The organism is Baekduia alba, assembly GCF_028416635.1.
In the GTDB taxonomy this organism is placed as follows: Bacteria; Actinomycetota; Thermoleophilia; order Solirubrobacterales; family Solirubrobacteraceae; genus Baekduia; species Baekduia alba.
Genome location: NZ_CP114013.1, coordinates 4,467,712 through 4,490,708 on the forward strand (window position 1 = coordinate 4,467,712; position 22,997 = coordinate 4,490,708).

General features: G+C 73.3%; 21 protein-coding genes. 8 read left to right on the top strand and 13 right to left on the bottom strand.

Going from position 1 to position 22,997, the window contains the following annotated elements; genetic code table 11:
• The first annotated feature begins 286 nt into the window (after positions 1-286).
• Positions 287-1,249, top strand: a complete 963-nt coding sequence (uvsE, locus tag DSM104299_RS22365; RefSeq protein ID WP_272473877.1) for a UV DNA damage repair endonuclease UvsE — start codon at positions 287-289, stop codon at positions 1,247-1,249.
• On the opposite strand, the gene DSM104299_RS22370 is transcribed toward uvsE, so the two are convergent.
• From DSM104299_RS22370 to DSM104299_RS22380, 3 genes are all read right to left on the bottom strand, one after another.
• A complete protein-coding gene (locus DSM104299_RS22370) occupies positions 1,246-2,091 on the bottom strand; it encodes an FG-GAP repeat domain-containing protein (RefSeq protein WP_272473878.1) in 846 nt (281 codons plus the stop codon). The two genes, uvsE and DSM104299_RS22370, sit on opposite strands and share 4 nt — an antisense overlap.
• Positions 2,072-4,333, bottom strand: coding sequence for a type IA DNA topoisomerase (locus DSM104299_RS22375; protein WP_272473879.1), 2,262 nt, complete (start codon positions 4,331-4,333; stop codon positions 2,072-2,074). The genes DSM104299_RS22370 and DSM104299_RS22375 overlap by 20 nt, the downstream gene beginning before the upstream one ends.
• 78 nt (positions 4,334-4,411) lie before the next feature.
• Entirely contained in the window at positions 4,412-5,575 is a 1,164-nt protein-coding gene (locus tag DSM104299_RS22380; protein ID WP_272473880.1) for a MarP family serine protease, read from the bottom strand.
• A 143-nt stretch (positions 5,576-5,718) separates the two neighbouring features.
• Between DSM104299_RS22380 and DSM104299_RS22385 the strand changes: the two genes are divergently transcribed.
• Positions 5,719-7,404, top strand: coding sequence for a penicillin-binding transpeptidase domain-containing protein (locus tag DSM104299_RS22385; RefSeq protein WP_272473881.1), 1,686 nt, complete (start codon positions 5,719-5,721; stop codon positions 7,402-7,404).
• A 125-nt stretch (positions 7,405-7,529) separates the two neighbouring features.
• Here the strand turns inward: DSM104299_RS22385 and DSM104299_RS22390 are convergent, their stop codons facing one another.
• From DSM104299_RS22390 to DSM104299_RS22400, 3 genes are read right to left on the bottom strand one after another with little or no spacing between them, the layout of a single operon-like run.
• Positions 7,530-8,090, bottom strand: coding sequence for a hypothetical protein (locus tag DSM104299_RS22390; RefSeq protein WP_272473882.1), 561 nt, complete (start codon positions 8,088-8,090; stop codon positions 7,530-7,532).
• A 14-nt stretch (positions 8,091-8,104) separates the two neighbouring features.
• Entirely contained in the window at positions 8,105-8,653 is a 549-nt protein-coding gene (locus tag DSM104299_RS22395; protein WP_272473883.1) for an SRPBCC family protein, read from the bottom strand.
• Between the two features lie 29 nt (positions 8,654-8,682).
• Complete coding sequence (locus DSM104299_RS22400; RefSeq protein WP_272473884.1) at positions 8,683-8,952, bottom strand: hypothetical protein; 270 nt, start codon at positions 8,950-8,952, stop codon at positions 8,683-8,685.
• 77 nt (positions 8,953-9,029) lie between these two features.
• Between DSM104299_RS22400 and DSM104299_RS22405 the strand changes: the two genes are divergently transcribed.
• From DSM104299_RS22405 to DSM104299_RS22415, 3 genes are read left to right on the top strand one after another with little or no spacing between them, the layout of a single operon-like run.
• Positions 9,030-9,731, top strand: a complete 702-nt coding sequence (locus DSM104299_RS22405; protein ID WP_272473885.1) for an FHA domain-containing protein — start codon at positions 9,030-9,032, stop codon at positions 9,729-9,731.
• A 44-nt stretch (positions 9,732-9,775) separates the two neighbouring features.
• Positions 9,776-10,594, top strand: coding sequence for a ParA family protein (locus DSM104299_RS22410; RefSeq protein ID WP_272473886.1), 819 nt, complete (start codon positions 9,776-9,778; stop codon positions 10,592-10,594).
• A complete protein-coding gene (locus DSM104299_RS22415; RefSeq protein ID WP_272473887.1) occupies positions 10,591-11,367 on the top strand; it encodes a L,D-transpeptidase in 777 nt (258 codons plus the stop codon). Before DSM104299_RS22410 ends, DSM104299_RS22415 begins: the two co-directional genes overlap by 4 nt.
• Before the next feature lie 118 nt (positions 11,368-11,485).
• Here the strand turns inward: DSM104299_RS22415 and thrB are convergent, their stop codons facing one another.
• Genes thrB through DSM104299_RS22430 form a run of 3 tightly spaced genes read right to left on the bottom strand, consistent with a single transcriptional unit; the run spans position 11,486 to position 14,568 of the window.
• On the bottom strand, positions 11,486-12,346 hold the full coding sequence (gene thrB / locus DSM104299_RS22420; protein ID WP_272473888.1) for a homoserine kinase: 861 nt from the start codon (positions 12,344-12,346) through the stop codon (positions 11,486-11,488).
• A gap of 36 nt (positions 12,347-12,382) precedes the next feature.
• The gene (locus DSM104299_RS22425; RefSeq protein WP_272473889.1) at positions 12,383-13,168 is read right to left on the bottom strand and encodes a DUF6597 domain-containing transcriptional factor; all 786 of its coding nucleotides are present in this window, start codon (positions 13,166-13,168) and stop codon (positions 12,383-12,385) included.
• Positions 13,169-13,212: 44 nt separating this feature from the next.
• Complete coding sequence (locus DSM104299_RS22430) at positions 13,213-14,568, bottom strand: FAD-binding oxidoreductase (protein ID WP_272473890.1); 1,356 nt, start codon at positions 14,566-14,568, stop codon at positions 13,213-13,215.
• A gap of 159 nt (positions 14,569-14,727) precedes the next feature.
• Here DSM104299_RS22430 and DSM104299_RS22435 point away from each other — a divergent pair, with 159 nt between their 5' ends.
• Positions 14,728-16,224 carry an MFS transporter gene (locus DSM104299_RS22435; RefSeq protein ID WP_272473891.1) on the top strand — a complete coding sequence of 499 codons (1,497 nt, stop codon included), beginning with the start codon at positions 14,728-14,730 and terminating at the stop codon, positions 16,222-16,224.
• A 106-nt stretch (positions 16,225-16,330) separates the two neighbouring features.
• On the opposite strand, the gene thrC is transcribed toward DSM104299_RS22435, so the two are convergent.
• The 3 genes from thrC to lysA are packed head-to-tail and all read right to left on the bottom strand — an operon-like array spanning position 16,331 to position 19,864.
• Positions 16,331-17,353: a threonine synthase gene (gene thrC / locus DSM104299_RS22440; RefSeq protein ID WP_272473892.1), complete on the bottom strand. Its 1,023-nt coding sequence runs from the start codon at positions 17,351-17,353 to the stop codon at positions 16,331-16,333.
• Positions 17,354-17,360: 7 nt separating this feature from the next.
• Positions 17,361-18,581, bottom strand: a complete 1,221-nt coding sequence (locus tag DSM104299_RS22445) for a homoserine dehydrogenase (protein WP_272473893.1) — start codon at positions 18,579-18,581, stop codon at positions 17,361-17,363.
• Positions 18,582-18,583: 2 nt separating this feature from the next.
• Positions 18,584-19,864, bottom strand: coding sequence for a diaminopimelate decarboxylase (gene lysA / locus DSM104299_RS22450; RefSeq protein WP_272473894.1), 1,281 nt, complete (start codon positions 19,862-19,864; stop codon positions 18,584-18,586).
• A gap of 25 nt (positions 19,865-19,889) precedes the next feature.
• Between lysA and DSM104299_RS22455 the strand changes: the two genes are divergently transcribed.
• Positions 19,890-20,609, top strand: a complete 720-nt coding sequence (locus DSM104299_RS22455) for an alpha/beta hydrolase (RefSeq protein ID WP_272473895.1) — start codon at positions 19,890-19,892, stop codon at positions 20,607-20,609.
• A gap of 134 nt (positions 20,610-20,743) precedes the next feature.
• On the opposite strand, the gene DSM104299_RS22460 is transcribed toward DSM104299_RS22455, so the two are convergent.
• Positions 20,744-21,955: a murein hydrolase activator EnvC family protein gene (locus DSM104299_RS22460; RefSeq protein ID WP_272473896.1), complete on the bottom strand. Its 1,212-nt coding sequence runs from the start codon at positions 21,953-21,955 to the stop codon at positions 20,744-20,746.
• A 114-nt stretch (positions 21,956-22,069) separates the two neighbouring features.
• Between DSM104299_RS22460 and htpX the strand changes: the two genes are divergently transcribed.
• Positions 22,070-22,996 carry a zinc metalloprotease HtpX gene (gene htpX / locus DSM104299_RS22465; RefSeq protein WP_272473897.1) on the top strand — a complete coding sequence of 309 codons (927 nt, stop codon included), beginning with the start codon at positions 22,070-22,072 and terminating at the stop codon, positions 22,994-22,996.
• Position 22,997: the final 1 nt, after the last annotated feature.

The window sequence follows — 22,997 nt, forward strand, 5'->3', positions numbered from 1 at the left end:
GGGCGCGGGCCCGACAGGGTAGGAGCGCGACCCGACGTTGCGACGGCTCGCGGCGGCCGCGGTCCTGACGGCCGGGCGGGCGCGTGGCCGCTCGCCCGCGGTTTGCCGATGTCCCCGGCGCGGTAGCCGGTGAGGCGAGCCGTCCATCGGCCGGACCGCCGGCAGCACGCTCACATCCCCAGCGTGCACGCGAGCCGGCCGAGAGGCCGGCTCGCGGCCTGGGTCGCAGGCGCCGACGCGCCGGGCCTGGCGTGCGTCCGCCACGCCGCGGGTAGCGCGACGAGGCATGCGCCTCGGGTTCGCGGTCAAGGTCCTGGGCGGCGGCGGGTTGCCGTCGCACGACACACGGCGGTGGCAGTCGGAGCCGTCGCTCGGCGTCTCGCTCGACCGGCTGGCGGCGATCCTCCGCTACGCGGCCGAGAACGCGATCGACATGTACCGGATGCCGACCGGCCTGGCGCCCTACGCGTCGCACCCGGACCTGCCGCGGTTCCGCGACCAGCCGGCGCGGTTCGCGGAGCGGCTGGCGGAGGTCGGCGCGCTCGCGCGCGAGCTGGACGTCCGGCTCTCGTCGCACCCTGGGCAGTACACCGTCCTGAACTCCGAGGACGCGCACGTCCAGGCACTCGCCGTGGAGGAGCTCGAGGTCCAGGCCGAGCTGCTGGACTTCATGGGGTTGGGCGACGAGGCGGTCGTCGTCCTGCACGTCGGCGGCGGCGCCGGCGGCCACGCGGCGGCGCTGGACCGCTTCTGCGCCGGCTTCGAGCGGCTGAGCGAGGCCGCGCGCGCCCGGCTCGTGATCGAGAACGACGACCGCACGTTCGGGCTGCGCGACGTCCTCGCGCTGAGCGAGCGCGTCGGCCGGCCGGTCGTCTGGGACGTCCTGCACCACCACTGCCACGACCCCGACCGGATCCCGGACCGCGAGGCGCTGCAACTCGCGCTGGCGACCTGGCCGGCGGGCGTAACGCCCAAGATGCACCACTCGACGCCGAAGACCGCGCTGGAGGAGCAGGCGAGGAAGGTTGGGCGCCGCGTCGAGCGGCGGCTCGTCCTGCCCCAGCTCCGCGCGCACGCCGACATGGTCGACCCGATCGGCTTCGAGCACTTCGTCTGCGCGACCGCCGCCGGCCTCGACGTCGACGTCATGCTGGAGGCCAAGGGCAAGGACTTGGCGTTGCTCGGGCTGCGCGACCCCCTCGCGGCGCGCGGCGTGGTGCTGCCGGGCGCGGTGGACATCGAGTCCTAGCGGTAGTGCCAGGCCTTCAGGCGCTTGAGCAGCAGCGGGCCGAAGGATTTGCTGACGCGGCCGGCGCGGAGTTGGTGGGCGATCTCGGCGTGGGCGGTCGCGACGCGGCCCAAGGTGTACTGGTCGGCGACGTAGGCGGCGAGGACGCCGCGGATGTCGTCGCCGCGGCGCGCCTTGCGCAAGGCCTTCAACAACTTGCCGGCGTCGGCGCGGACGAGCTTGGGGAACTTCCCCGTGGCGTCGACGACCTTGCCGTGGTCGACCTGGAGCACCTGCACCGGGAAGGCCGAGTCCGCGAAGGCGGTGAAGGCGTAGGAGAAGACCGGGTCCTGGCCGACGAGCTCGGGCCGGCCGTCGCCGTTGGCGTCCTCGAGCGCGTAGCCGACGTCGCCGTAGGCGACGTCGGTGGGCTGGTAGCCGGTGCCGTCCCAGGTCAGGACGCGCGCCGTGAGGCAGCAGTGCGCGCCGCCGGAGTACGTGTCGACGAGCACCTCGGGCTCGCCGTCGCCGTCGAGGTCGGCGACCTTGACGATCGAGGACGACGCCGCGGCGCCCGGATCGTCGGGCACGAGGATGCAGCCCTCGCCGCAGATGTCGGCGATCGCCAGGTCGTAACGGGTGCCGTCGCGAACGACGGACAGGCGCGGGTCGGCGACGCCGGCGCCGTCGGCCGCGGCCCACTCCAGCGTCGCGCTGACCGCGCCCGCGGCGTGGGTGACCGAGCCGGCGTCGTTGGCCAGCGCCGCGGGCGCGAAGCCCCCGGCGGCCCCACCGGCGCCCGCCGTCAGCGCCGCGGCCGCCGCGGCGACCGCGAGGCGCCGTCTACGCGGCCGCGCTCGCACCGCTGGCTGCGGTCTCGGTGCCCTTCGCCGCGGCGGTGGCCTCCATCTCGTCGGCCTGGGCCTCCTTGAAGCCCTCCTTCGCCCACGGCTCGTCGAACTCGACGCGCATCCGCCCCTCCTCGTTCTGCACGAGGGCGAGGCGCGCGCGGAAGGAGCGGCCGGAGCGGCCCTTGAAGCCCGTGACGGCCTTCTCGGTCTTGCCGCGCGCGATCAGCTCCTTGGCGACGGCCGGCGGGAGGTTCTTGCCCGCCTTGGACTTCCAGATGACGAACCCGCAGCCCGGATCCTCGCGGCCCCAGCAGGAGTAGCCCTTGCGGTTCTCGACGATGTCGCGGCCGCAGATCGGGCACGGCCCGAGGTTCGCGCGCGGGATCCGCACGTCCTTGAGCTTGGCGTCCAGGTCGCCCACCGTGAACTCCGCGAAGCTCGCGATGTCGGCCATGAACTTCTTGCGGTCGACGCCGCCGGCCTCGATCTCGGCCAGCCGCTTCTCCCAGTCGCCGGTCAGCGACGGCGAGGTCAGCGGATGGTCCCCGAGCAGGCGGATGACGTTCATCCCCTTCTCGGTCGGGACCAGCGAGCGGCCGTCGCGTTCGACGTAGCCGACGTCGATCAGGCGCTCGATGATCGCGGCGCGCGTCGCCGGCGTGCCGATCCCCGACTCCTTCATGACCTCGCGCAGCTCGTCGTCGTCGACGAGCTTGCCCGCGGTCTCCATCGCGCCCAGCAGCGACGCGTCGGAGTAGCGCCGCGGCGGCTTGGTCTCCTTGGCCAGGACCTCGACGGCGAGCGTGTCGACGCCCTCGCCCTTCTCGAGCTTGGGCAGCGACTGGTCGCGGCCCTCGTCCTCCTCGTCGCGAGCGGCGCCGTCGTCGGCCAGCTCGCCGTAGACGCCGCGCCAGCCCGGCACGACCAGGACCTTGCCGCGCGTGCGGAAGATGTGCTCGGCGACCGTCGTCTCGACGCGCGTGTTCTCGAACACGGCTTCGGGATGGAACGCCGCAAGGAAGCGCCGGGCGACCATGTCGTAGATGCGACGGTCGTCGTCGCTCATCTTGTCCAGCTTGTGCGACGTGTTGGTCGGGATGATCGCGTGGTGGTCGCCGACCTTGGCGTCGTCGACGACGCGACCCAGCGGCAGCAGGTCCAGGCCCGTGACGTACTGCGCGGCCTTGCTGTACTCCGGCCGCTCCCCGACGTGGCCCGCGACCTCCTTGAGCTCGGGCACCATGTCCGAGGTCAGGTAGCGCGACGACGTACGCGGATAGGTGAGCGCCTTGTGCTCCTCGTAGCAGCGCTGCGCGGCGGCGAGCGTCCGGCGAGCGCTGAAGCCGAAGCGGGTGTTGGCCTCGCGCTGGAGCGAGGTCAGGTCGTACAGGAGCGGCGCCTTCTCCCGGCGCGTCGTCTTCTCGAGCTTGGTGATCTCGCCGCGCCCGCCGCGCACCGCGCCGGCGACCGCCTCAGCCTCTTCGGCGGTCGCGATCCGCGGCTGCGCGCCGGCGTGGAAGCGCCCCTCGTACTGGCGGTTGCCCTCCGCGCCGAACTGCGCGTCCACGAGCCAGTAGGGCTCCGGCACGAAGGCCCGGATCTCCTCCTCGCGGCGGGTGAGGATCGCGAGCGTGGGCGTCTGCACGCGGCCCAGGGACACGGCCCCGTCGAACGACGAGCGCAGGCGGATCGTCGCCGCACGCGTGGCGTTCATGCCGACGATCCAGTCGGCCTCCGACCGCGAGCGCGCGGCGTCCTCGAGCTTGGACTGCTCGGCGCCGTCGCGTAGGTGCGCGAAGCCCTCGCGCATCGCGTCGTTGGTCATGGAGTTGAGCCACAGCCGCTGCACGGGCTTCTTGGCGCCGGCCTTCTCGAACAGGTAAGCGAAGATCAGCTCGCCTTCGCGGCCGGCGTCGCAGGCGTTGATGACGAGGTCGACGTCGTCGCGCTTGAGCAGCGTCTTGACGACCGACATCTGCTTCTGGGACCGCTCGTCGCGCACCACGAGCTTGAACTTCGGCGGCACGATCGGCAGATCGGCCATGCGCCACTTCTTGTACTTCTCGTCGTACTCGTCGGGCTCGGCGAGCTGGACGAGGTGGCCGACGGCCCAGCTGATGATGTGCTCCGGGCCTTCGAGCCAGCGCTCCGTCTTCTCCCCCGCCCCCGACTTCTTCTCGAAGGGGCCGGGCAGGATGCGCGCCAGGTCTCGCCCGACGGACGGCTTCTCGGCGATGACGAGCGTCTTTCCCATGTGACGCCGGAGCGTAGCGGCAGAACCCCGAAGTCGCCGTGACTGCCACCAAGTTGTGACGAAATCGCCGCGGTCGCGTCACTCGGCGCACGCGCCCGTCGACACCTCGCCACCCGCGGTGGCGGCGGCGTCGAGCGCGTGGCGCACGATCGCGTTGGGGACGCCGTAGCCGCCGTGGCGCTGGGCCTGGGTGGACTTCGCGAAGACCGTGGCGAGGACGCGGCCGGCGTTGTCGAGGACCGGACCGCCGGAGTTGCCGGGGCGGACGACGCCGCGGAACGTCGTCATCGACCGCGTGACCGGTCCGCGGCCGTACGCGTCCTCGGAGACGACTACGCGCGTCTGACCCAGTCTCGCCGCCCGGACGCTGAACGGGCCGTTCTCCGGGAAGCCGAGGATCGCCGCGCTCGCGCCGACCGGCGGCGCGCCGACGAGCGCCAGCGGCCGCGCGTCGGACGACAGGCCGGAGACCCGCAGGACCGCGACGTCGTTCTTGGCGTCGAAGGCGACGGGCGTCGCGTCGAGCTTGGGGCCGACCCCGCGCTCCTGCACGACCGTGTCGTCCTCGCCGGCCACGACGTGCGCGTTGGTGACGACCAGGCCGTCGGCGCCGACCCAGCCGGAGCCCTCGATGCCCAGGCCGCACGCGGTGCCGAGGACCCGGACGACGCTCGCGCTCGCCGCGCGCACCTCCGGGTCGCGGGCGACGGCGGCGCTCGGCGCCGGGACCTCGGCCTCGGGCCCGTCGATGTGCGGGAACGGGTCGAAGCGGGCGAGCGCGTTGAGGATCGACCCCGACGGCGGCAGCACCGTGTTCAGGCGCTGCAGGATCTCCGAGCGCTGGATGTCGCGTCGCAGCTGGCGCACGCCCGGCGTCTGGAGCAGCACGGCGCCGACGATCCAGGCCAGGCCGAGCGCGATCGCGGCCGACAGGACCGCGCCGAGCAGCCCGTCGAGCGTGCGGACCCCCGGCACCGGAACCGCACGCCGGATGAGGTAGCCGACCGACTCGAACAGCCCGGCGAAGATCGACCCGCCGGTGACCGCGGCGATCAGCGAGACCAGCGGCGCGTACGGGGACGACGAGCCGTCGGGCAGCAGCGCCGGCCCGATCCGCGAGCCCAGGAACGCGCCGCCCACGAAGCCCACCAGCGCGAAGGCGCCGGCGACGAACCCCTGCCGCCACCCGATGGTGGCCATCACGACCGTGAAGGCGACGATCAGCCAGTCGATGCGCGTCAACCGCGCCCAGACTAGGACATTGCGTGCCAACACCAGGCAATTGCCCTCACCGGCGCCGCAACTCCGACCGGTCGCGAGGTACTTTGATGGCGATGCCACCGTCGCCACGCCCTTCGCGCGCCCGGACTCACGTGCGCCGTGCCGTGGCGATCGGGGTCGTCGTGGTCGTCGCCGGCGGCGCGTTCCTCGTCATCAGCGGCGGCGCGCCGAGCGAGCAGGACACGGTCGTGAAGTTCGCCCGCGCCTGGAACGCCGGCGACTACGCGACGATGCGCGCGCAGACCACGGGCGACGACCAGGACCGCTACAGCGCCCGGGCGTTCGCCGGGCGCTACACCGACGCCGCCGGCACGGCGACCGCGACGAAGGTCGTCGCGGGCCAGCCGCGCGACGACGGCGACGGCCACTGGGAGCTGCCGGTGACCGTCCAGACGCGGTCGTTCGGCCCGGTGACCGGCCGGCTGCGCTTCGACGTCGTCAAGGACGGCGACGACGAGCGCATCGACTGGAAGCCGAGCCTCGTCTTCCCCGGCCTGACCGCCGGCGAGCGCCTGCGCCGCACGACGACGATGCCCGCCCGCGCCGACCTGCTCGCGCGCGACGGGACGCCGCTGGCCCAGGGCGCGGAGCGCTCGTCGCCGCTCGGCGCGACCGCGCAGGCCATCGTCGGCGCGCTCGGCCCGATCCCGGAGACCTACAAGGACAAGGCGCAGGAGCTCGGCTACCCGAGCGACGCGCAGGTCGGCATCAGCGGCCTGGAGCGCACGTTCGATGAGCGCCTGGCCGGCACGCCCGGCGGCCAGCTGCGCGCCGGCGTCCGCCTGCTCGCCGAGCGCGACCCGCGCAAGGCCGCCCCGGTACGGACGACGATCGCGCCCAAGGTCCAGGAGGCCGCGGTCACCGCGCTGGCCGGCCGGCTGGGCGGCGTCGTCGCGCTGCGGCCCAAGACCGGCGAGATCCTGGCCGCCGCCGGCATCGGCTTCAGCGGCCTGCAGCCGCCCGGCTCCACGTTCAAGATCATCACCGCGACCGGCGTCCTGGCCAACGGCGTCGCCAAGCCGAGCGACGCGTTCCCGGTCCAGACCGCGGCGACGCTCGAGGGCGTCGAGCTGCAGAACGCCAACGGCGAGTCGTGCGGCGGGACGCTCGCGGAGTCGTTCGCGCTGTCGTGCAACAGCGTCTTCGCGCCGCTCGGCGCCAAGCTCGGCGCGCAGAAGCTCGTCGCGACCGCCGAGGCCTTCGGCTTCAACCAGCCGACCGGGATCACCGGCGCGGCGACCGCGTCGATCCCGCCGGCCAACGAGATCGGCGACGACCTCGCGGTCGGCTCGAGCGCGATCGGCCAGGGCCGCGTGCAGGCGACCGCGCTGCAGATGGCGATCGTCGCGGCGACGATCGGCCTGCGCGGCCGGCGGCCCGACGTGACGCTCGACCCGGACCGGTGGAAGGGCGCCGCGCCGACGCACGAGGCGACGAGCAGCAAGGTCGCGCGTCAGGTCGAGAAGCTGATGCTCGGCGTCGTCCGCTACGGCACGGGCAAGGTCGCGGCGATCCCGGACGTCAAGGTCGCGGGCAAGACCGGCACGGCCGAGCTGAAGTCGACGCAGGCCTGCAAGCCCGAGGACGCCGAGACCGATCCGGAGCGCTGCGGCCCCGACCAGCAGTCCGACACGACCGACACCGACGCCTGGTTCTCGTCCTACGCACCCGCCGGCAACGGCACGCCCCGCATCGCGGTCGGCGTCCTGCTCGTCGGCGCGGGCGCCGGCGGCGACACCGCCGCACCCGCGGCCCGCCAGGTGCTGCTCACCGGGCTGAAGAACGACTAGCCGCAGCCCGGTTCTGCGGCCCGGATCGTCGTGGCTGACGTCGCCGGCCCAGCGGCAGCGTGCACCAGCACGTGAAGCGGGTCGGCGACCCTCAGGCGCGCGAGACGGCCCGCAGAACCGCGCTGCTAGACGTCCAGGTCGACGGTGGCGGACTTGCCGCCGTCGGGCGGCGTGATGTCCAGCTCGAGCGGGCGGCTCGCGTAGGAGGAGTTCTCGACCTTGAAGAGGATCAGGCCGCCCTGCGTCAGGTTCTCGCGGGCCAGCGAGCCCGGGACCGGGATCTGGTCGCCGCCGTCGACGACGTTCGCGTGGTAGGCGACGCGGTTGATGTTGGTGTTGAGCGCGACCGGCTGGTACTCCTTGCCGGTGGTGTCGCGGATCACGAACTGCGACGCCGCCTCGTGCGGCGCCTTGGTCCGGTTGAAGACGCGGACGAAGACCGCGAACCACTCCTGGTTGGGCGCGAGGCGCGCGCCGACGGGCAGGCCCGTGAGGTAGTCGCGATCTTCGAAGTCCTTCTCGTTGAGCTGGCGCGAGATCTGGACCTGGTAGGCGAGATCGCCCGTGTTGACGTACACGCCCTCGGTCTTGCCGGCGGTGGGCTCCGAGTCGGAGCCGCAGGCGGCGAGGGACGTCGTGGCGGCGAGCGCGACGGTGGCGAGGGCGACGAGACGGCGGAGCTTCATGACGGCGGCGGACTCTAGCGATTGACGTCGGTCTGGAACCGGAAGGCCGAAGTCGGCTTCCGCGGGCCGCCCGCGACGGTGGCGCGCGTGCCGCGGTCGCGGCCCTCCTCGAAGATCGCGCGAAGGCGGTTCAGCGACTTCTTGCTCTGGCGCTTCATCCACAGGCGGCCGACCGGGCCGCCCTCCAGGATCGCGTCGGTCGGGAGCTTGCGCTTGGTCTCCAGCGTGAACCGCACCCGCGTCGTCCCGGCGCCCGCGTCCTCGAGCTCGTAGACGCCGCGCGTGAGGATGCGGTTGTACTTGCCGGCGCGGCCGCGCTCGAGGATCGTGCGCGGGGCGACGACCTCGGTGAACGTCGAGTCCGCCCAGGCGTAGCGGCTGCGGACCGGGAGCTTGATCCGGTAGCGGGCGCCGGCGCCCGTTCCGTAGGAGTCCTCCCGGGTCAGGTGCCACTTCACGAGGTAGTGGTCGCAGAACTCCGGGTGGTTCGCGATGTCCGCGAGGTACTCGAAGACCTCCTCACGGGGGCGCGCGATGACGACTTCGACGGTGAAGGGGTCCACGCGCCGAGATTCTACCCGCGAGCGGGCCGCTAGGCGGCGTGGCGCGCGACGCGCTTGACCGTGTGTCCGCGCTCGAAGTGGCGGACGAGCTCGACCGCGTCGGGCTCGGCGCGGCGCAGCGGCGTGCACAGGGCGCAGACCGCGGAGTGGCGGCCATAGCGGTACATGCGCTCCCCCACCAGCGGCGTGCGGCCGCAGTCGGCGCAGGTCGAGCGGCCGGCGGTCAGCGAGCCCACGGACTTGCGCAGCAGCGCCGCCTCGAGGTCCGTCTCGTGCAGGGTGCGGAGCGTACGTGCCATGTCGGGTGACTTCGTCGCGACCTGGCGCGGTCCTGCACCGCAAAGCGGTTTGCCGCCGCGTGCAGGCGGATATGCCGATGGCTGCTGATGACGCGCTGCGAACGGCCGGTCAAAGGATTGACGCCCGGGGTTTTCGTGCTGCCGGTCTGGCAGTACAGTCGTCGCGAGCGGGTCGCCAACCGGTCAACGAGGGAGTGGTCGATATGGAGTCCTTGACGTCTGGGACCCTCGCAGGAACGGGGTCCTTCCGGTGCGAGCAGTGCGGCTATGTGGTGACGTTGGCCGCCGCGGATGAGCTTCCGGCCTGCCCGGGCTGCCATGGGGCGAGCTTCGTGCGCGCGTCGCTGTTCGCCGCCGGTCGGTTCCATCGCTCGGGCGAGGCGTCCAGCGAGGAGAGCCGGGCCGCGGTCGTCGCGACGGCCCGCGCCGAGGTCACCGAGCCGGGCGAGTACCTCGCCTTCGAGGACGGCGGCCGCGTGCGCGTCGTCTCGCTGAGCAAGGAGTGGACGCGGGTCGGCCGGTCGCTGGCCGCCGACGTGCGCTTCGACGATCCGACCGTGTCGCGCCGGCACGCGCTGATCGTGCGCCAGCCCGACGGCGTGCGCGTCCTCGACGACCGGTCGCTCAACGGCGTGTTCGTCAACGGCGAGCGCGTGGAATGGCGTGCGCTGGCCGACGGCGACGAGATCGTCGTCGGGCGCTACCGCCTGCAGTACCTGCACCTGACCGCCGAGGCGCTGGCGCAGCCGGCCGACCTCGACCTCGAGATCAGCGGCTGAGCGGCGAGCGAGCCGCGCGGGGTGTCTTAGACTCCGCGCGGCCTATGGCCATCAAGCTCGCGGTCCTCAGCCAGAAGGGCGGCACGGGCAAGACCACCGCCGTCCGCCACCTCGCCGACATGTTCCGGCGGGCGGGGCTGCGTGTCGCGGCGGTGGACCTCGATCCGCAGGGCAACCTCAGCGACTACTTCGACGTCGATCCCGCGGCCGATCCCACGATCCGCGACGTCCTCACCGGCTCGGCGAAGGCCAAGGCCGCGCTGCACGTCGCGCCCGACGGCGTCAGCGTCATCCCGTCCAACCTCCAGCTGGCCGAGGCGGAGGTCGCGCTGGCCGGCAAGATGGGCCGCGAGCTGACGCTGCGCCGCGCGCTCAAGCCGATCGACGGCGACTTCGACGTCATCTTCCTGGACTGCCCGCCCAACCTGGGGCTGTTGACGGTCAACGCGCTCGTGGCCGCCGACCAGGCGCTGCTGAGCGCCGAGGCGCAGTACTTCGCGCTGCAGGGCGTCGAGCAGGCGCTCGAGGTCATCGAGCTGGCGCGCGACGGCCTCAACCCGGACCTCCAGTGGCTCGGCGTCGTCTTCACGATCGCCGACATGCGGACGGTTCACTCGCGCGAGGCGCAGGCGTCGCTGAAGGCGCACGTCGGCGACAAGCTGCTCGACACCGTCGTGCGCCAGTCGATCGCCTACGCCGAGTCGGCCGAGCGCGCGGTGTCGATCATCGACCACCGCCCGGACCTGGGCGCCGACTACCTCGCGCTGGCCGACGAGCTGCTGCGCCGGCTCGAGCTGACCGCGGCGCGCGCCCAGCTCAAGCCGCTGCTGGACGCCTCGCAGGACGGCGCGCCGGCGCGATGAGCCACCGTCGCCGGGTCGTGACGGGCGCCGCCGCCGCGGCGGCGCTGATGGCGGCCGGCTGCGGCGCGGACGCGACGCCGGAGGCCGGCACGCAGACGCAGGGGCCCGCCAAGACGCAGACCGCGCCGGCGCCCGCGCCGGCCTCGACGACGCCGAAGCCCGCGGCCGCCGGGCCGGTGCTCAAGCCGCCGCTGGCCTTCAGCGTGCGCCGCCGCGCCCAGCTGCGCACCTCGCCCAACGGCAGGGTCGTCGCGACGATCAAGACCAAGACGGAGTTCAAGTCCCCCACGATCCTCGCCGTCGCCGGCCGCAAGCCGGGCTGGGTGCTGGTCCGCACCGAGGTCGAGAAGCACCACGTCGGCTGGCTGCCGCTGAGCGCGGGCCACCTGTTCAGCGAGCCGCGGACGATCGTGATCGACCTGTCGGCGCGCAAGTTGTCCGTCTTCCACCGCGGCCGGCTGACCGACACCTACAAGGTGGCGATCGGGACCGACGCGACGCCGACGCCGCGCGGCAGGTTCGCCGTCACCGACCGGCTGACGACCGGCGACGCCAACGGCGACTACGGCTGCTGCATCCTGGCCCTGACCGCCCACCAGCCGAAGATCGCGCAGGGCTGGGGCGGCGGCGACCGCGTCGCGATCCACGCGACGCCGCACACCTGGACGCTCGGCAAGCAGGTCAGCCACGGCTGCGTCCGCGCCACGAACAAGGCGCTGCGCCAGCTCATGCGCCACGCCCGTCTGGGCATGCCCGTCACGATCCACGCGTAGGGCGGCTCTCCGGGCCGCCTCGTCGCGCCTGACAGTCGCCAACCCGCTTCACGTGCGGGAGCACGCTGGCCGCTGGGCCGGCGACGTCGGCCACGACGATCCGGGCCGGCGAACCGCCCTACAGCTCGCGTACGTCCGCCCCATGCGGCTCGAACGGGGCCCGGTGCACGGTGGCCCAGCCGGCGGTCTCGCGCCGCAGCGCGTCGAGGACCGCGCCGGTCTGCTCGTAGTGGCACCAGACCAGGACGGTCGGGCCGGCGCCGGAGATCGTGGCGCCGAGGGCGCCGAGGTCGCGGGCGCGCGCCACGAGGTCGGCGGAGCGCGGGAACAGGTGCGCGCGGTGGGGCTGGTGGAGGCGGTCGGCGAGGCCGCGGCTGACGAGGTCCCAGTCGCCGCGCGCGAGGCCCAGCACGAGCAGCGACGCGTGGGCGATGTTGGCCACCGCGTCGGCCATCGGGACCGCGGCGGGCAGCGCGGCGCGCGCCTCCTTGGTCCGGACCGGCTCGTCCGGGACGACGATGATCGCCTCCAGCCCCGTCGGCGCGTCGAACCGGGTGGCCTGGGTCGGCGGGCCCGGCTCGCAGATCACGAAGCCGCCGAGCAGCGCGGCGGCGACGTTGTCGGGATGGCCCTCGAGCTCGGTCGCGAGCGCCAGGATGTCGGCGTCGAGCTCGAAGAGGTGGTCGGCGGCGAGCAGGCCGCCGACGTAGGCCGCGGCGCTCGTCCCCAGCCCGCCGCTGAGCGGGATGTCGGAGCGGATCCGGAACTCGAACGCGTCCGGCGGATGCAGCCGCTCGAAGCCGCGCACCGCGAGGTTGCGCCGGTCCTTGGCGATCGCGAGGTCGGTGACGACGGCGAAGCGCCCGGTCTCGACGACCTCGATCTCGGTGTGCAGCGCGAGCGCGGCGGCGAACGCGTCGAAGCCCGGCCCGAGGTTGGCCGAGGACGCGGGCACGCGGACGAGGCGGCGACGCTCCATACGGCGCGGGACCCTACCCGGCCCAGGGTGGCGGCGTCAGTGGCGGTAGTCGACGAGCTGCCGCGGCGACAGGCCCGCGAGCCTGCGGGCCTCGCGGCTGAGGTGGGACTGGTCGGCGTAGCCGGCGAGCGCGGCGGCGCCGGCCAGCTCGACGCGCAGGCCCCGGGGCGCGCCGGGCTCGCCGTGGAGCACGTGCGGGAGCTGGAGCAGGCTCATGAACCGCTGGAAGCGCAGGACGCGCTGCAGCGTCTTGGGCGCGTAGCCGACGTCGCGCACGAAGCGGCGCTGGAGCTCGCGCTCGCTGACGTGCGCCGCGGCGGCCGCCCCGGTGACCGTCGCGGCGGGCGCGTCGAGGGCCGCGATCGCGGCCTGGACGGTCGCGTCGGGCCACTCGGCCTCGGTCAGGTGCCGAGCCAGCTCGCCGGCGAGCGCGCGAAGCGCCGCCTGCGGCGTGGCGGCGGCGCGCAGGCGCTCGTCGATCCGCCGCGCCAGGCGCGGCTGCACGTCGGCGAGGTGGACGTGCATGTCGACCAGGTCGGACGCGTCGGTTCGCAGCAGGTACGGCGCGGCGCCCGGCCGGAACCGGACGCCGAAGGCGAGCATCCGCGGCAGCGGCGGCGGCTTCAGGTACCGCTGCGCCGGGCCGGCGACGCGGACGCCGACGTCGGCGATCCACACCATGTTGACCCGACCGTCGGGCAGCAGGCGCCGGCCCTCCGGCGGGGGCGGGCCGCCGATCCGGTGCACCCAGAGGCATTCGACGTGGCGGGCCAGCGCCGGCGGCGGCGCGAGCTCCACGTACGCGTCGGCCGATTGGGGCATGGCGGCGAGGCTACCCGGCGCAGGCGCCGGGATCGCGCTGCTCGTCATGTCCGGTGCGCCGCGAGGATCAGGCCGTCGGGGTCGTAGGCGGCGTGGATCCGCGCCAGCCGCGCCCACGTCTCGGGCGCGAACGCACGCGCCGGGTCGACACCGGCCGCGGTGGAGTTCAGCAGCACCTGCTCGGCGGCGTACGGCGCCAGGCCCTCGCGGATGCCGGCGGCCGCGGCGACGATCGCGTCCGCCGCAGCCGCGTCGGGCGCCGAGCCGCCGGCGAAGACCGCCCAGCCCGCGTCTACGCGGTCCAGCGCGCCGTGGCCGGCAGGCGCCGGGCGTCCCAGCGCGCCGCCGAGCTGGCGGAGCTCCAGGATCGTCAGCGCGTCGAACGCCGCACCGCCGACGAGCGCCTCGACCGCCGCGACCGCGTCCGGCGTCAGGTCCTTCAGCAGCAGGCCGTCGCCGCGCGCCGGCCCCGGGGCCTCGGGGTCGCCGGCGACCGTGACGAGGTCGGCGATCGCGATCGGGCCGAAGGTGTCGACGAGCGTCCCGCCACCGCCGCGCAGCGGGGCGATCAGCCGCTCGGCGTCGTGGTGCGGGCCGAGGTAGGCGGCGACGACCGCGACGATGCGCCGGCCGCGGATCGGCGCCGGGATCGCCTCGATCGGCGGCAGCGACAGGACGCGCACGACCGCGCTCAGCGCCTCGGGCGCGTCGCGCGTCCAGCGGCGCACCTGCTCGAGCACCTCGCCGGTCGCCTCGGCCGGCCACGCCAGCATGCCCGCCGAGACCGCGTCGACCGGATGCAGCGCCAGCTCCAGGCCGGTGACGATCGCGAAGCGCCCGCCGCCGCCGCGCAGCGCGAAGAACAGGTCGGGGTCGCGGTCGGCGTCGACGGTCCGGGCCGCGCCGTCGGCCGTGACGACGTCGATCGACCTGATGGCGTTGGACGCCAGGCCGTGCACCCGGCTCAGCCAGCCGATGCCGCCGCCGAGCGCCAGGCCGGCGACGCCGACCGACGGCGCGAGGCCGAGCGTCGCGGCCAGGCCGTGCTCGGCGGCGGCGCGGGCGAGCGCGCCGCCGGTGACGCCCGCGCCGATGCGCGCGGTCCGCGCCTCGGCGTCGACGGCGATCGCGTTGAGCCGCGACGTGCGCAGCAGGATCGCGCCGCGCAGGTCGACGGCCAGGGCCTCGGCGCCGTGGCCGGTGGACTGGGGAGCGACGTGCAGGCCGTTGGCGCGCGCGTGGCGCACCACGGCCTGCACGTCGGCGACGGACGCCGCTTCGACGACCGCGGCCGGCCGCTGGTCGATCGCGGTGTTCCAGGGGCGGCGGGCGTCGTCGTAGCCGTCGTCGCTGGGGAGCACGTGACGGCCGTCGAGATCGGGGAGGAGATCGGTGGTCATGGGTCGGATCCTGCCAGCCGGCGGCCTCGGGCTCTTGAACGAATCGGACGGAATCGGAGGCTGATCGCCGACCGCGGTCACATCCTCGCGCCGGCGGTCGTCAACGGGATGACGACACAGCACCCACCCCATGTGACACCGGAAGGCCTCACGACCCCTATGACATCTCCCCCATCACCCAACGGCAACGGCGCGGACCCCGCCGCGCTCTCGACCCAGCGCGGCAAGCTCACGCTCGCGCTGCTCTGCACGATCGCGTTCCTCGACTTCGTCGACGCGTCGATCGTCAACGTGGCCCTGCCGTCGATCCGCGACGACCTTGACTTCTCAGTGCAGTCGCTGCAATGGGTCCTCAGCGGCTACCTGCTGACCTACGGCGGGTTCATGCTGCTCGGCGGCCGCGCCGCGGACCTGTTCGGCCGGCGCCGCGTGCTCGTCGCCGGGACCACCCTCTTCGCGCTCGCGTCGCTGACCGGCGGCCTGGCGCAGAGCAGCGGCATGCTGGTCGCCGCCCGGCTGGCGCAGGGCATCGGCGCGGCCATGATGCTGCCCGCCGCGCTGTCGCTGCTGACGACGACGTTCACCGGCACCGACCGGCACAAGGCGCTCGGCGTCTGGGGCGGCGTGGCCGGCCTGGCCTCCGCGGTCGGCGTGCTGCTCGGCGGCGTGCTGTCGGAGGGCCCGGGCTGGCGCTGGGTCCTGCTCGTCAACGAGCCGGTCTGCATCGTCGCCGTCGTGTGCGTGTACCTGCTCTTCGCCGACGACCGGCGCACCCCGGACCTGCGCAAGCTCGACCTGCGCGGCGCGCTGCTGAGCACCACCGGCATGTTGTTGTTGGTCTACACGCTGATCAAGGCACCCGACGTCGGCTGGGGCGAGACGCGCACGATCGCCGGGCTGGCGGGCGCGGTCGCGCTGCTGGCGGTCTTCGTGCTCAACGAGGCGCGCAGCGCCAACCCGCTGCTGCCGCTCTCGATCTTCCGGATCAAGGGCCTGGCCGCCGCCGACGTCACGCAGCTCATCGGCATCGCCGGGATCATCGCGATGTTCTTCTTCCTGACGTTGTACATGCAGAACGTCCTCGGCTACTCGCAGATCAAGACCGGGCTGTCCTACCTGCCGCTGTGCTTCGGCGTCGGGATCGCGGCGGGCGTCGCGTCCGGCCTGCTGGCCAAGGTGGGCACCAAGCCGGTGATGGTCGTCGGCGCACTGCTGGCCTCCGGCGGCGTGTTCTGGCTCTCGAGGGTGCCGGTCGACGGCTCGTTCCTGGCCGACCTCCTGCCCGGGATGATGCTCGCGGCGTTCGGCCTCGGCGCGGTCTTCGTGTCCGTGACGACCGCGGCCAACGAGGGCGTGCCGGCCCATCAGGCCGGGCTGGCCGCCTCGCTGCTCAACGCCTCCCAGCAGGTCGGCGGCGCGCTGGGCCTGGCGGTGTTCTCCGCCCTGGCGACCTCACGCACGCAGGACCAGCTCGCCGCCCGCGTCCCGCCGCCCGAGGCCTTGACGGCCGGCTTCCAGCGCGCGCTGCTGGCCTGCTCGATCTGCCTCGCCGCCGCGGCGCTCGTCGCGCTGCGGACCGCCAACACGCGCGGCGAGGCCGCCGAGGTCGAGGAGGCCGAGGCGCGCCGGTCGCTCGCCGTGCCCGACCCCGTCTAGTGTGGCCTGAGTCGGAAGCTCGGGCGCACCAGCCGTGATGCTCAGCCCCGGACTTCAGACGGCGGCGAGCGCGCGGAAGCGGCCCGCGAACATCTGACCCAGGCCACTAGTCCAGGACGGCGTGCTCGACGGCGTCGAGCTCGGGCTCGCACGGGACCACGGAGCCGGCGCGCATCAGCGCCGTCTGCGGGTCCTTGAGCCCGTGGCCGGTGAGCACGCACACGATCCGCGAGACGCCCTCGGGCGCGCCGTACTTCAGCAGGCCGGCGACGCCCGAGGCGCTCGCCGGCTCGCAGAAGACGCCCTCGACCGACGCGAGGAACTTGTAGGCGTCGAGGATCTCCTCGTCGGTCACGGCGCGCACCATGCCGTGCGACGAGGTCATCGCCGCCATCGCCTCCTCCCAGCGCGCCGGGTTCCCGATCCGGATCGCGCTGGCGATCGTCTCCGGGTTCTCGATCACGCGGCCCTCGACCAGCGGCGCGGCGCCCGCGGCCTGGAAGCCGAGCATGCGGGGCGCCCACCCCATCTCCTGGAAGCCCTTCCAGTAGGCGGTGATGTTGCCGGCGTTGCCGACCGGGATGCACAGGGCGTCGATCGGGTGGGTGGGGCCGAATTCGTCGACGATCTCGAACGACGCGGTCTTCTGGCCCTCGACGCGGAACGGGTTGACGGAGTTGACCAGCGCGATCGGCTGGCGGTCGCAGACCTCGCGCACGAGCTTGAGCGCGACGTCGAAGTTGCCGCGCAGCGCGATGACGCGCGCGCCGTGCATGAGCGCCTGGGCGAGCTTGCCGGTCGCGATCTTGCCCTCCGGCACGATCACCGCGCCACGCAGCCCGGCGCGCGCCGCGTAGGCGGCCAGCGACGCCGCGGTGTTGCCGGTCGAGGCGCAGAGCACGGCCTCGGCGCCGTTGCGCACCGCGTCGCTCACCGCGCACGTCATCCCACGGTCCTTGAAGGAGCCGGTCGGGTTGGCGCCCTCGATCTTCAGCCAGACGTCGGCGCCGACGCGCTCGCCCAGCGTGGGCGCGGGCACCAGCGGCGTGGAGCCCTCCTGGAGGGACACGACGGGATCGTCGGGCGCGAACGGGAGGCGCTCGCGGTAGCGCTCGATGAGGCCGGGCACGGTGCTTCTAGAACTCCTCGTCGAGGACGCGGATGGCGCGCGGACGCGCGCGGACGAACTCCAGGCCGGCGATCATCTCGACGGCCGCGAACAACTTGGACTCCAAGACCGGGTGCACCACCATCACCAACCGCGCGTTGGTGCCCAGGCCCTTCTGCACGAACGACTTCACGCTGATGCCCTGAAGGCCCAGGATCTGGGCGAGCTGGGCCAGGACGCCGGGCTCGTCGGCGACCTCGACGTGCAGGTAGAACGCGCTGGTGACGTCGGCGATCAGCGCCAGCTCGTCGGCCGGCTCCGGCGTGGAGGCGGGCGGGATCATCGCGCTGATGACGTCACCCAGGACGGCGCTCGCGGTCTGCGGGCCGCCGGCGCCCGGGCCGCTCAGCGTGATCTCGGTGATCGCCGGCGACTCGATCGTCACCGCGTTGAACGGGCCGTTGATCGACGCCAGCGGGTGCGCGCCGTAGAGGAACGCGGGATGGACGCGGACGCTGAGGCCGCCGTCGACGCGCTCGGCCGTCCCGATCAGCTTGAGGCCCAGGCCGAGGTCGCGGGCGTACTCGAGGTCGTCGGCCGTCAGGTGCTCGATGCCCTCGTACGGGATCTCCGACAACTTGACCGGCGTGTCGAAGGCCAGCCGCGCGAGGATCGCCATCTTGGCGGCGGCGTCCTTGCCGGTGACGTCGTCGGTCGGGTCGGCCTCGGCGTAGCCGAGCTGCTGGGCCTCGGCCAGCGCGTCGGCGTACTCGGCGCCGGTCTCGGCCATCCGGCTGAGGATGAAGTTCGTGGTGCCGTTGACGATCCCGTGCAGCCGCTCGACGTGCGCGCCGGCCAGCGACTCCTGCAGGACGCGGACGACCGGCACGACGCCGCCGACGGCGGCCTCGAAGCGCAGCTGGACGCCGTGCTCGCGCGCCGCGGCCCACAGCTCCTCGCCGTGCTCGGCCAGCAGCTGCTTGTTGGCGGTGACGACGTGCTTGCCGGCGGCCATCGCGCGCAGCACGTAGTCGCGGGCCGGGTCCAGGCCGCCGATCAGCTCGACGACGAGGTCGGAGCCTTCGAGGATCGCGTCGAAGTCGCCCGACGAGCGGCGCAGCACGCCGGAGACCTCGGGGCGCAGGCCGGTGACGTTGGCGACGTGGTCGGCGCGGTCGGCGACGAGCTCGGCGAACGCGCCGCCCACGGTGCCGTGGCCCAGCAGGCCGATGCGGAAGGTCTCAGGCATGGTCAGCCGACGTCCCGTCGGGTCAGGTCCTCGTAGGTCTCGCGGCGCACGACCGTGCGGGCCTCGCCGCCGCCGACGAACACGATCGGCGGCCGCGGCTGACCGTTGTAGTTGTTGGCCATCGCGTGACCATAGGCCCCGGTGACCGGCACCGCGATCAGGTCGCCCGGCTGCGGGTCCGGGAGGTCGACGTCGTGGATCAGGACGTCGGAGGACTCGCAGTGCTTGCCGGCGAGGTGCACGGGGCGCGCCGGGTGGTCCGCGGTGCCGTGCGGGCGCCCCACCACCATCGCCTCGTAACGCGCGTCGTAGAGCATCGGGCGCAGGTTGTCCGACATGCCGCCGTCGGTCGCGACGTAGGTCACCACGTTGTGCTTGACCGACTCCACCGAGTACAGCGTGACGGTCGAGTGCGCGACCAGCGCGCGGCCCGGCTCGTCGGCGATCCGCTTGTCCGGGCCGAGCAGCTCGTGCATCAACGACACCTTGCGGGCGACGTAGTCCTCGATCTCCGGCGCCGACTGCTCGTGCGTGTAGGCGACGCCGAGGCCGCCGCCCATGTTGTAGGTCCGGAAGTCGCCGAGGCGCGCGACGGCCTCCAGCGCGGCGCGGAACGGCGCGAGGTCCAGGATCTGCGAGCCGATGTGGAAGTGCAGGCCGTCGAGGTCGAGCCGGTCGGACCGCTGCGCGCGCTCGATCGCGATCGCGGCGTCGTCGAGGTTGAACCCGAACTTGGTGTTCGGCCCGCCGGTGGAGATCTTCGGATGCGTGTCGGGCGAGACGCCGGGCGCGACGCGCAGCAGGATGCGCTGGCGCCGCCCGGCCGGGACGAGCGCGATGAGGCGATCGAGCTCGACCAGGTTGTCCACCACGATGTCTCCGATGCCCGCGTCGAGCGCCATCTGCAGCTCGGCGTTGGACTTGGCGTTGCCGTGCAGGTGGACCTTGTCGGGGCGGAAGCCGGCGTTGAGCGCGAGGTGCAGCTCGCCGCCGGAGGCGACGTCGCAGGCCAGGCCCTCGTCGGCGAAGAGCCGCAGCACCGCGGTCGCCGGGAACGACTTGGAGGCGAAGTGGACCTCGTAGTCGCGCGTGCGTGCCGCGAACGCGTCGAGGAAGCGGCGGGCGCGCGTCCGGAGGTCGTCCTCGACCACGACGTAGGCCGGCGTGCCGAACGCGCGGGCGAGCTCGCGGGCGTCGCAGCCGCCGAGCTGCAGGACGCCGTCGGCGTCGAGGGTCGTGCCCAGGGGCCAGACGTGGGAGACGGAGGTCTGAGTGGTCGCCATCGGCGGGGCGGCATGATGTCACGCCATGCGCACCGTCCGACCTGAGGGGCCCGCCGAGACCGGCCGGTCCGACGGCCTGGCCTGGACGCGGTTCGAGCCGATCCGCGCCGTCCCCGACCGCGCCGGCGCCGGCGTCGTGGTCCTGCACGGCGCCGCCTCCAGCACGGACAGCCACCTCGACTTCCTGCGCGTCTGCGCGGCCGGCGGGCTGCACGCGCTGGCCTTCGACGCCCGCGGCCACGGCGCGTCGGACGGTCCGCTGGACGGGCGCGCGCTCGACGACGTCGCCCGGATGGCCGACCTGCTGCGCGAGCGCGCGGGCATCGAGCGGGTCGGGTTGCGCGGCGCCTCGATGGGCGGCTACTTCGCGCTGGCCGCGGCGCTCGAGGCGCGCGCCGGCGCCGTCGTGGCGATCTGCCCGGCGTCCGCGGCAGGACTGAGCGCCGGCGTCCGCGCCCGCCGCTTCCCGTTCGGGAGCGACCGCGACGCGGTGGTCGCCCTGCTGGCCGCCAACGACGAGACCGACGCCGTGCAGGCGCTCGACGCCGCGGGCGTGCCGGTGCTGCTGATGCACGCCGAGGGCGACGAGGTCGTCCCCGCCGACCACTCGCGCGCGCTGCACAGAGCCGCTCCCGGCTCCAAGCTCGTCGTCGTCCCGGGCGGTCACCACCGCTCGGTCGCGCACGACGCCGAGCTGCAGGGCGTGATGGTCCGGTTCCTCAGCCGTGCGATGCGCCCATCCTGAGCAAACGACCAGCGTTGCGGTCCGATCAGATCCCTACACTGGGTCCCGCGATCTCGTTATCGGTAAGGCGGTGAGATCGCCGCGCGACGGCCGCCCGGCATCCCCTGGGCGGCTGTCGTCGTTCTGGGCCCGTCCTAGAGGTAGTTCATGGGGTTGGTCACCGCGCCGTTGATGCGCGCCTCGAAGTGGAGGTGCGGGCCGGTGGAGAACCCCGTGGAGCCGGAGAGGCCGATGATCTGGCCCTGGCTGACGTGCTGGCCGACGCTCACCTTCAGCACCGACTGGTGGCCGTAGCAGGACGACAGCGACGCGGTGTGCTGGATGCAGGTGTAGTTGCCGTAGCCGCCGACCCAGCCGGCGATGCGGACCGTGCCGCCGTCGGCCGCGTGGATCGGCGTGCCGGTCGGGACCGCGATGTCCATGCCCGGGTGGCACGCCTCCCAGGAGCGCTTCTCGCAGAACGGCGCGGTGATCGGGCCGTTGACCGGCCAGATGAAGCGCCCGCTGCCGCCCTTGATCGGGCCGGCCGGCAGGCCGGAGGTGCCCTGGAGCTGGGCCTGGACCTTGTCGGACTCCTTCTGGAGCTCGTCGAGGTGGTCCTCCAGCGACTTGCGCTCGCCGCGCACCTTGGTCAGCGCGTTCTGCTTGCCCGCCTTCGTGCTCTGGTAGCCGACGCGCGTGCCGATCAGCTGGTTCTTGACCTGGGCGACCTCGTCGCGGCGCTGCAGCACGATCTTCGTCAGCTGCTGCTGGCGGCGCTCGAGCTTGTCGAGGCGCGCGGCGGTCGACGTCGCGTCCTTCTTGGCGTTGCGGACGAGCGTGATGATCTGGTTGTCCTGGTCCTGGATGCGGCCCAGGAACTCGCCGCGCTCGAGCAGGTCGGCGAAGCCCTTGGAGTTCAGAATCACCGTGACGAGGTCGGGCTTGTCGGCCTGGTAGAGCTCGCGCAGGCGCTGGGCCAGGATCCGGCGGCCGTTGGCGAGCTTGACCTTCAGCCGCGCGAGGCGCGCGCGCTCGGAGCGCAGGTCGGTCTGGGTCTGCGCCAGCTCGGCGCGGCGGGCGTCGAGGTCGGTCTGGATGCGCTGCTCGCGGGTCTGGAGCGTCGTGATCGAGCCCTGCAGCCTGCGGATCTTCGACGAGTACTGCTGGATGTCGGACGACAGGACGCGCTCGGTGCCCTTGCGGCGGCCGATCTTCCCGCGGGTGGTCTCGATCTTCTGCTGGAGGGAGGCGGCGCGCCCCTGCGGCGTGGAGTCCGCCTCCGAGCCCAGCGGCAGGACCAGCCACAGGCCCACGGAGAGCACCACGGGAAGGAGCGCAGCGGCCAGCACGTTGCGCAGGCGCATGCGGCCGAGCATGGTAGGCGGCGCAGGGCTTCGGGCCTGCAACTCCGCATGCGCGCGGGCCTCGCACAGCCGACCTTCAGGAAGCCCTAATGCGGGGTGACTACTCTTCCCTGCATGAACAAGTCGTTCGGTCGGGACACGGGTCTGCAGATCCGGATGCTCGTGACGATGCTGCTGCTGGGCCTCGTCTACGTCATCTTCGCGGGCGTGCTGTTCGCCAGCGTCGGCGGGGCGGTCGCGCTGATCGGCGTCGCGCTGCTCCTGTCGTTCCAGTTCTTCGCGTCCGACAAGCTCGCGCTGCGCTCGATGGGCGCCCGCCAGGTCACCCCGCAGGAGGCCCCCGAGCTGCACGCGATGATCGAGCGGCTCTGCATCCAGGCCGACATCCCGAAGCCGAAGATCGCCGTCGTCAACTCGCCGATCCCGAACGCGTTCGCGCTCGGCCGCTCGCCGAAGACCGCGTCGGTGTGCGCGACGACCGGGATCATGGACCTGCTGTCGCCGAGCGAGCTCGAGGGCGTCATGGCCCACGAGATCACGCACATCGTCAACCGCGACGTGATGATCATGACGCTGTGCGGGTTCTTCGCCTCGATCGCGGCGACGATCGTGCAGTTCGGCTTCCTCTTCGGTGGCGGCGGCTACGGCGGCGGCTACTCCGACGACGACGACAACGGCCCGAGCTTCATGGCCGTCATCCTGGTCTCGGCCATCGTCTGGCTCGTGTCGTTCTTCCTGATGCAGGCGCTGTCGCGCTACCGCGAGTTCGCGGCCGACCGCGGCGCCGCGGTGATCACCGGCCGCCCCAGCGCGCTGGCGAGCGCGCTGCTGAAGATCAGCGGCATCAACGAGCGGATCCCGCAGAACGACCTGCGCGCGCACGCCGAGATGAACGCCTTCTACATCGTGCCGGTCAAGGTGAAGGAGTCGGTCTACAACCTGTTCTCGACGCACCCGCCGATGGACCAGCGGATCGCGGCGCTCGGGCGGCTGGAGTCCCAGCTGCAGGGCTCGGGTCCGGTCCGGCCGGCGCTGGCGTAGC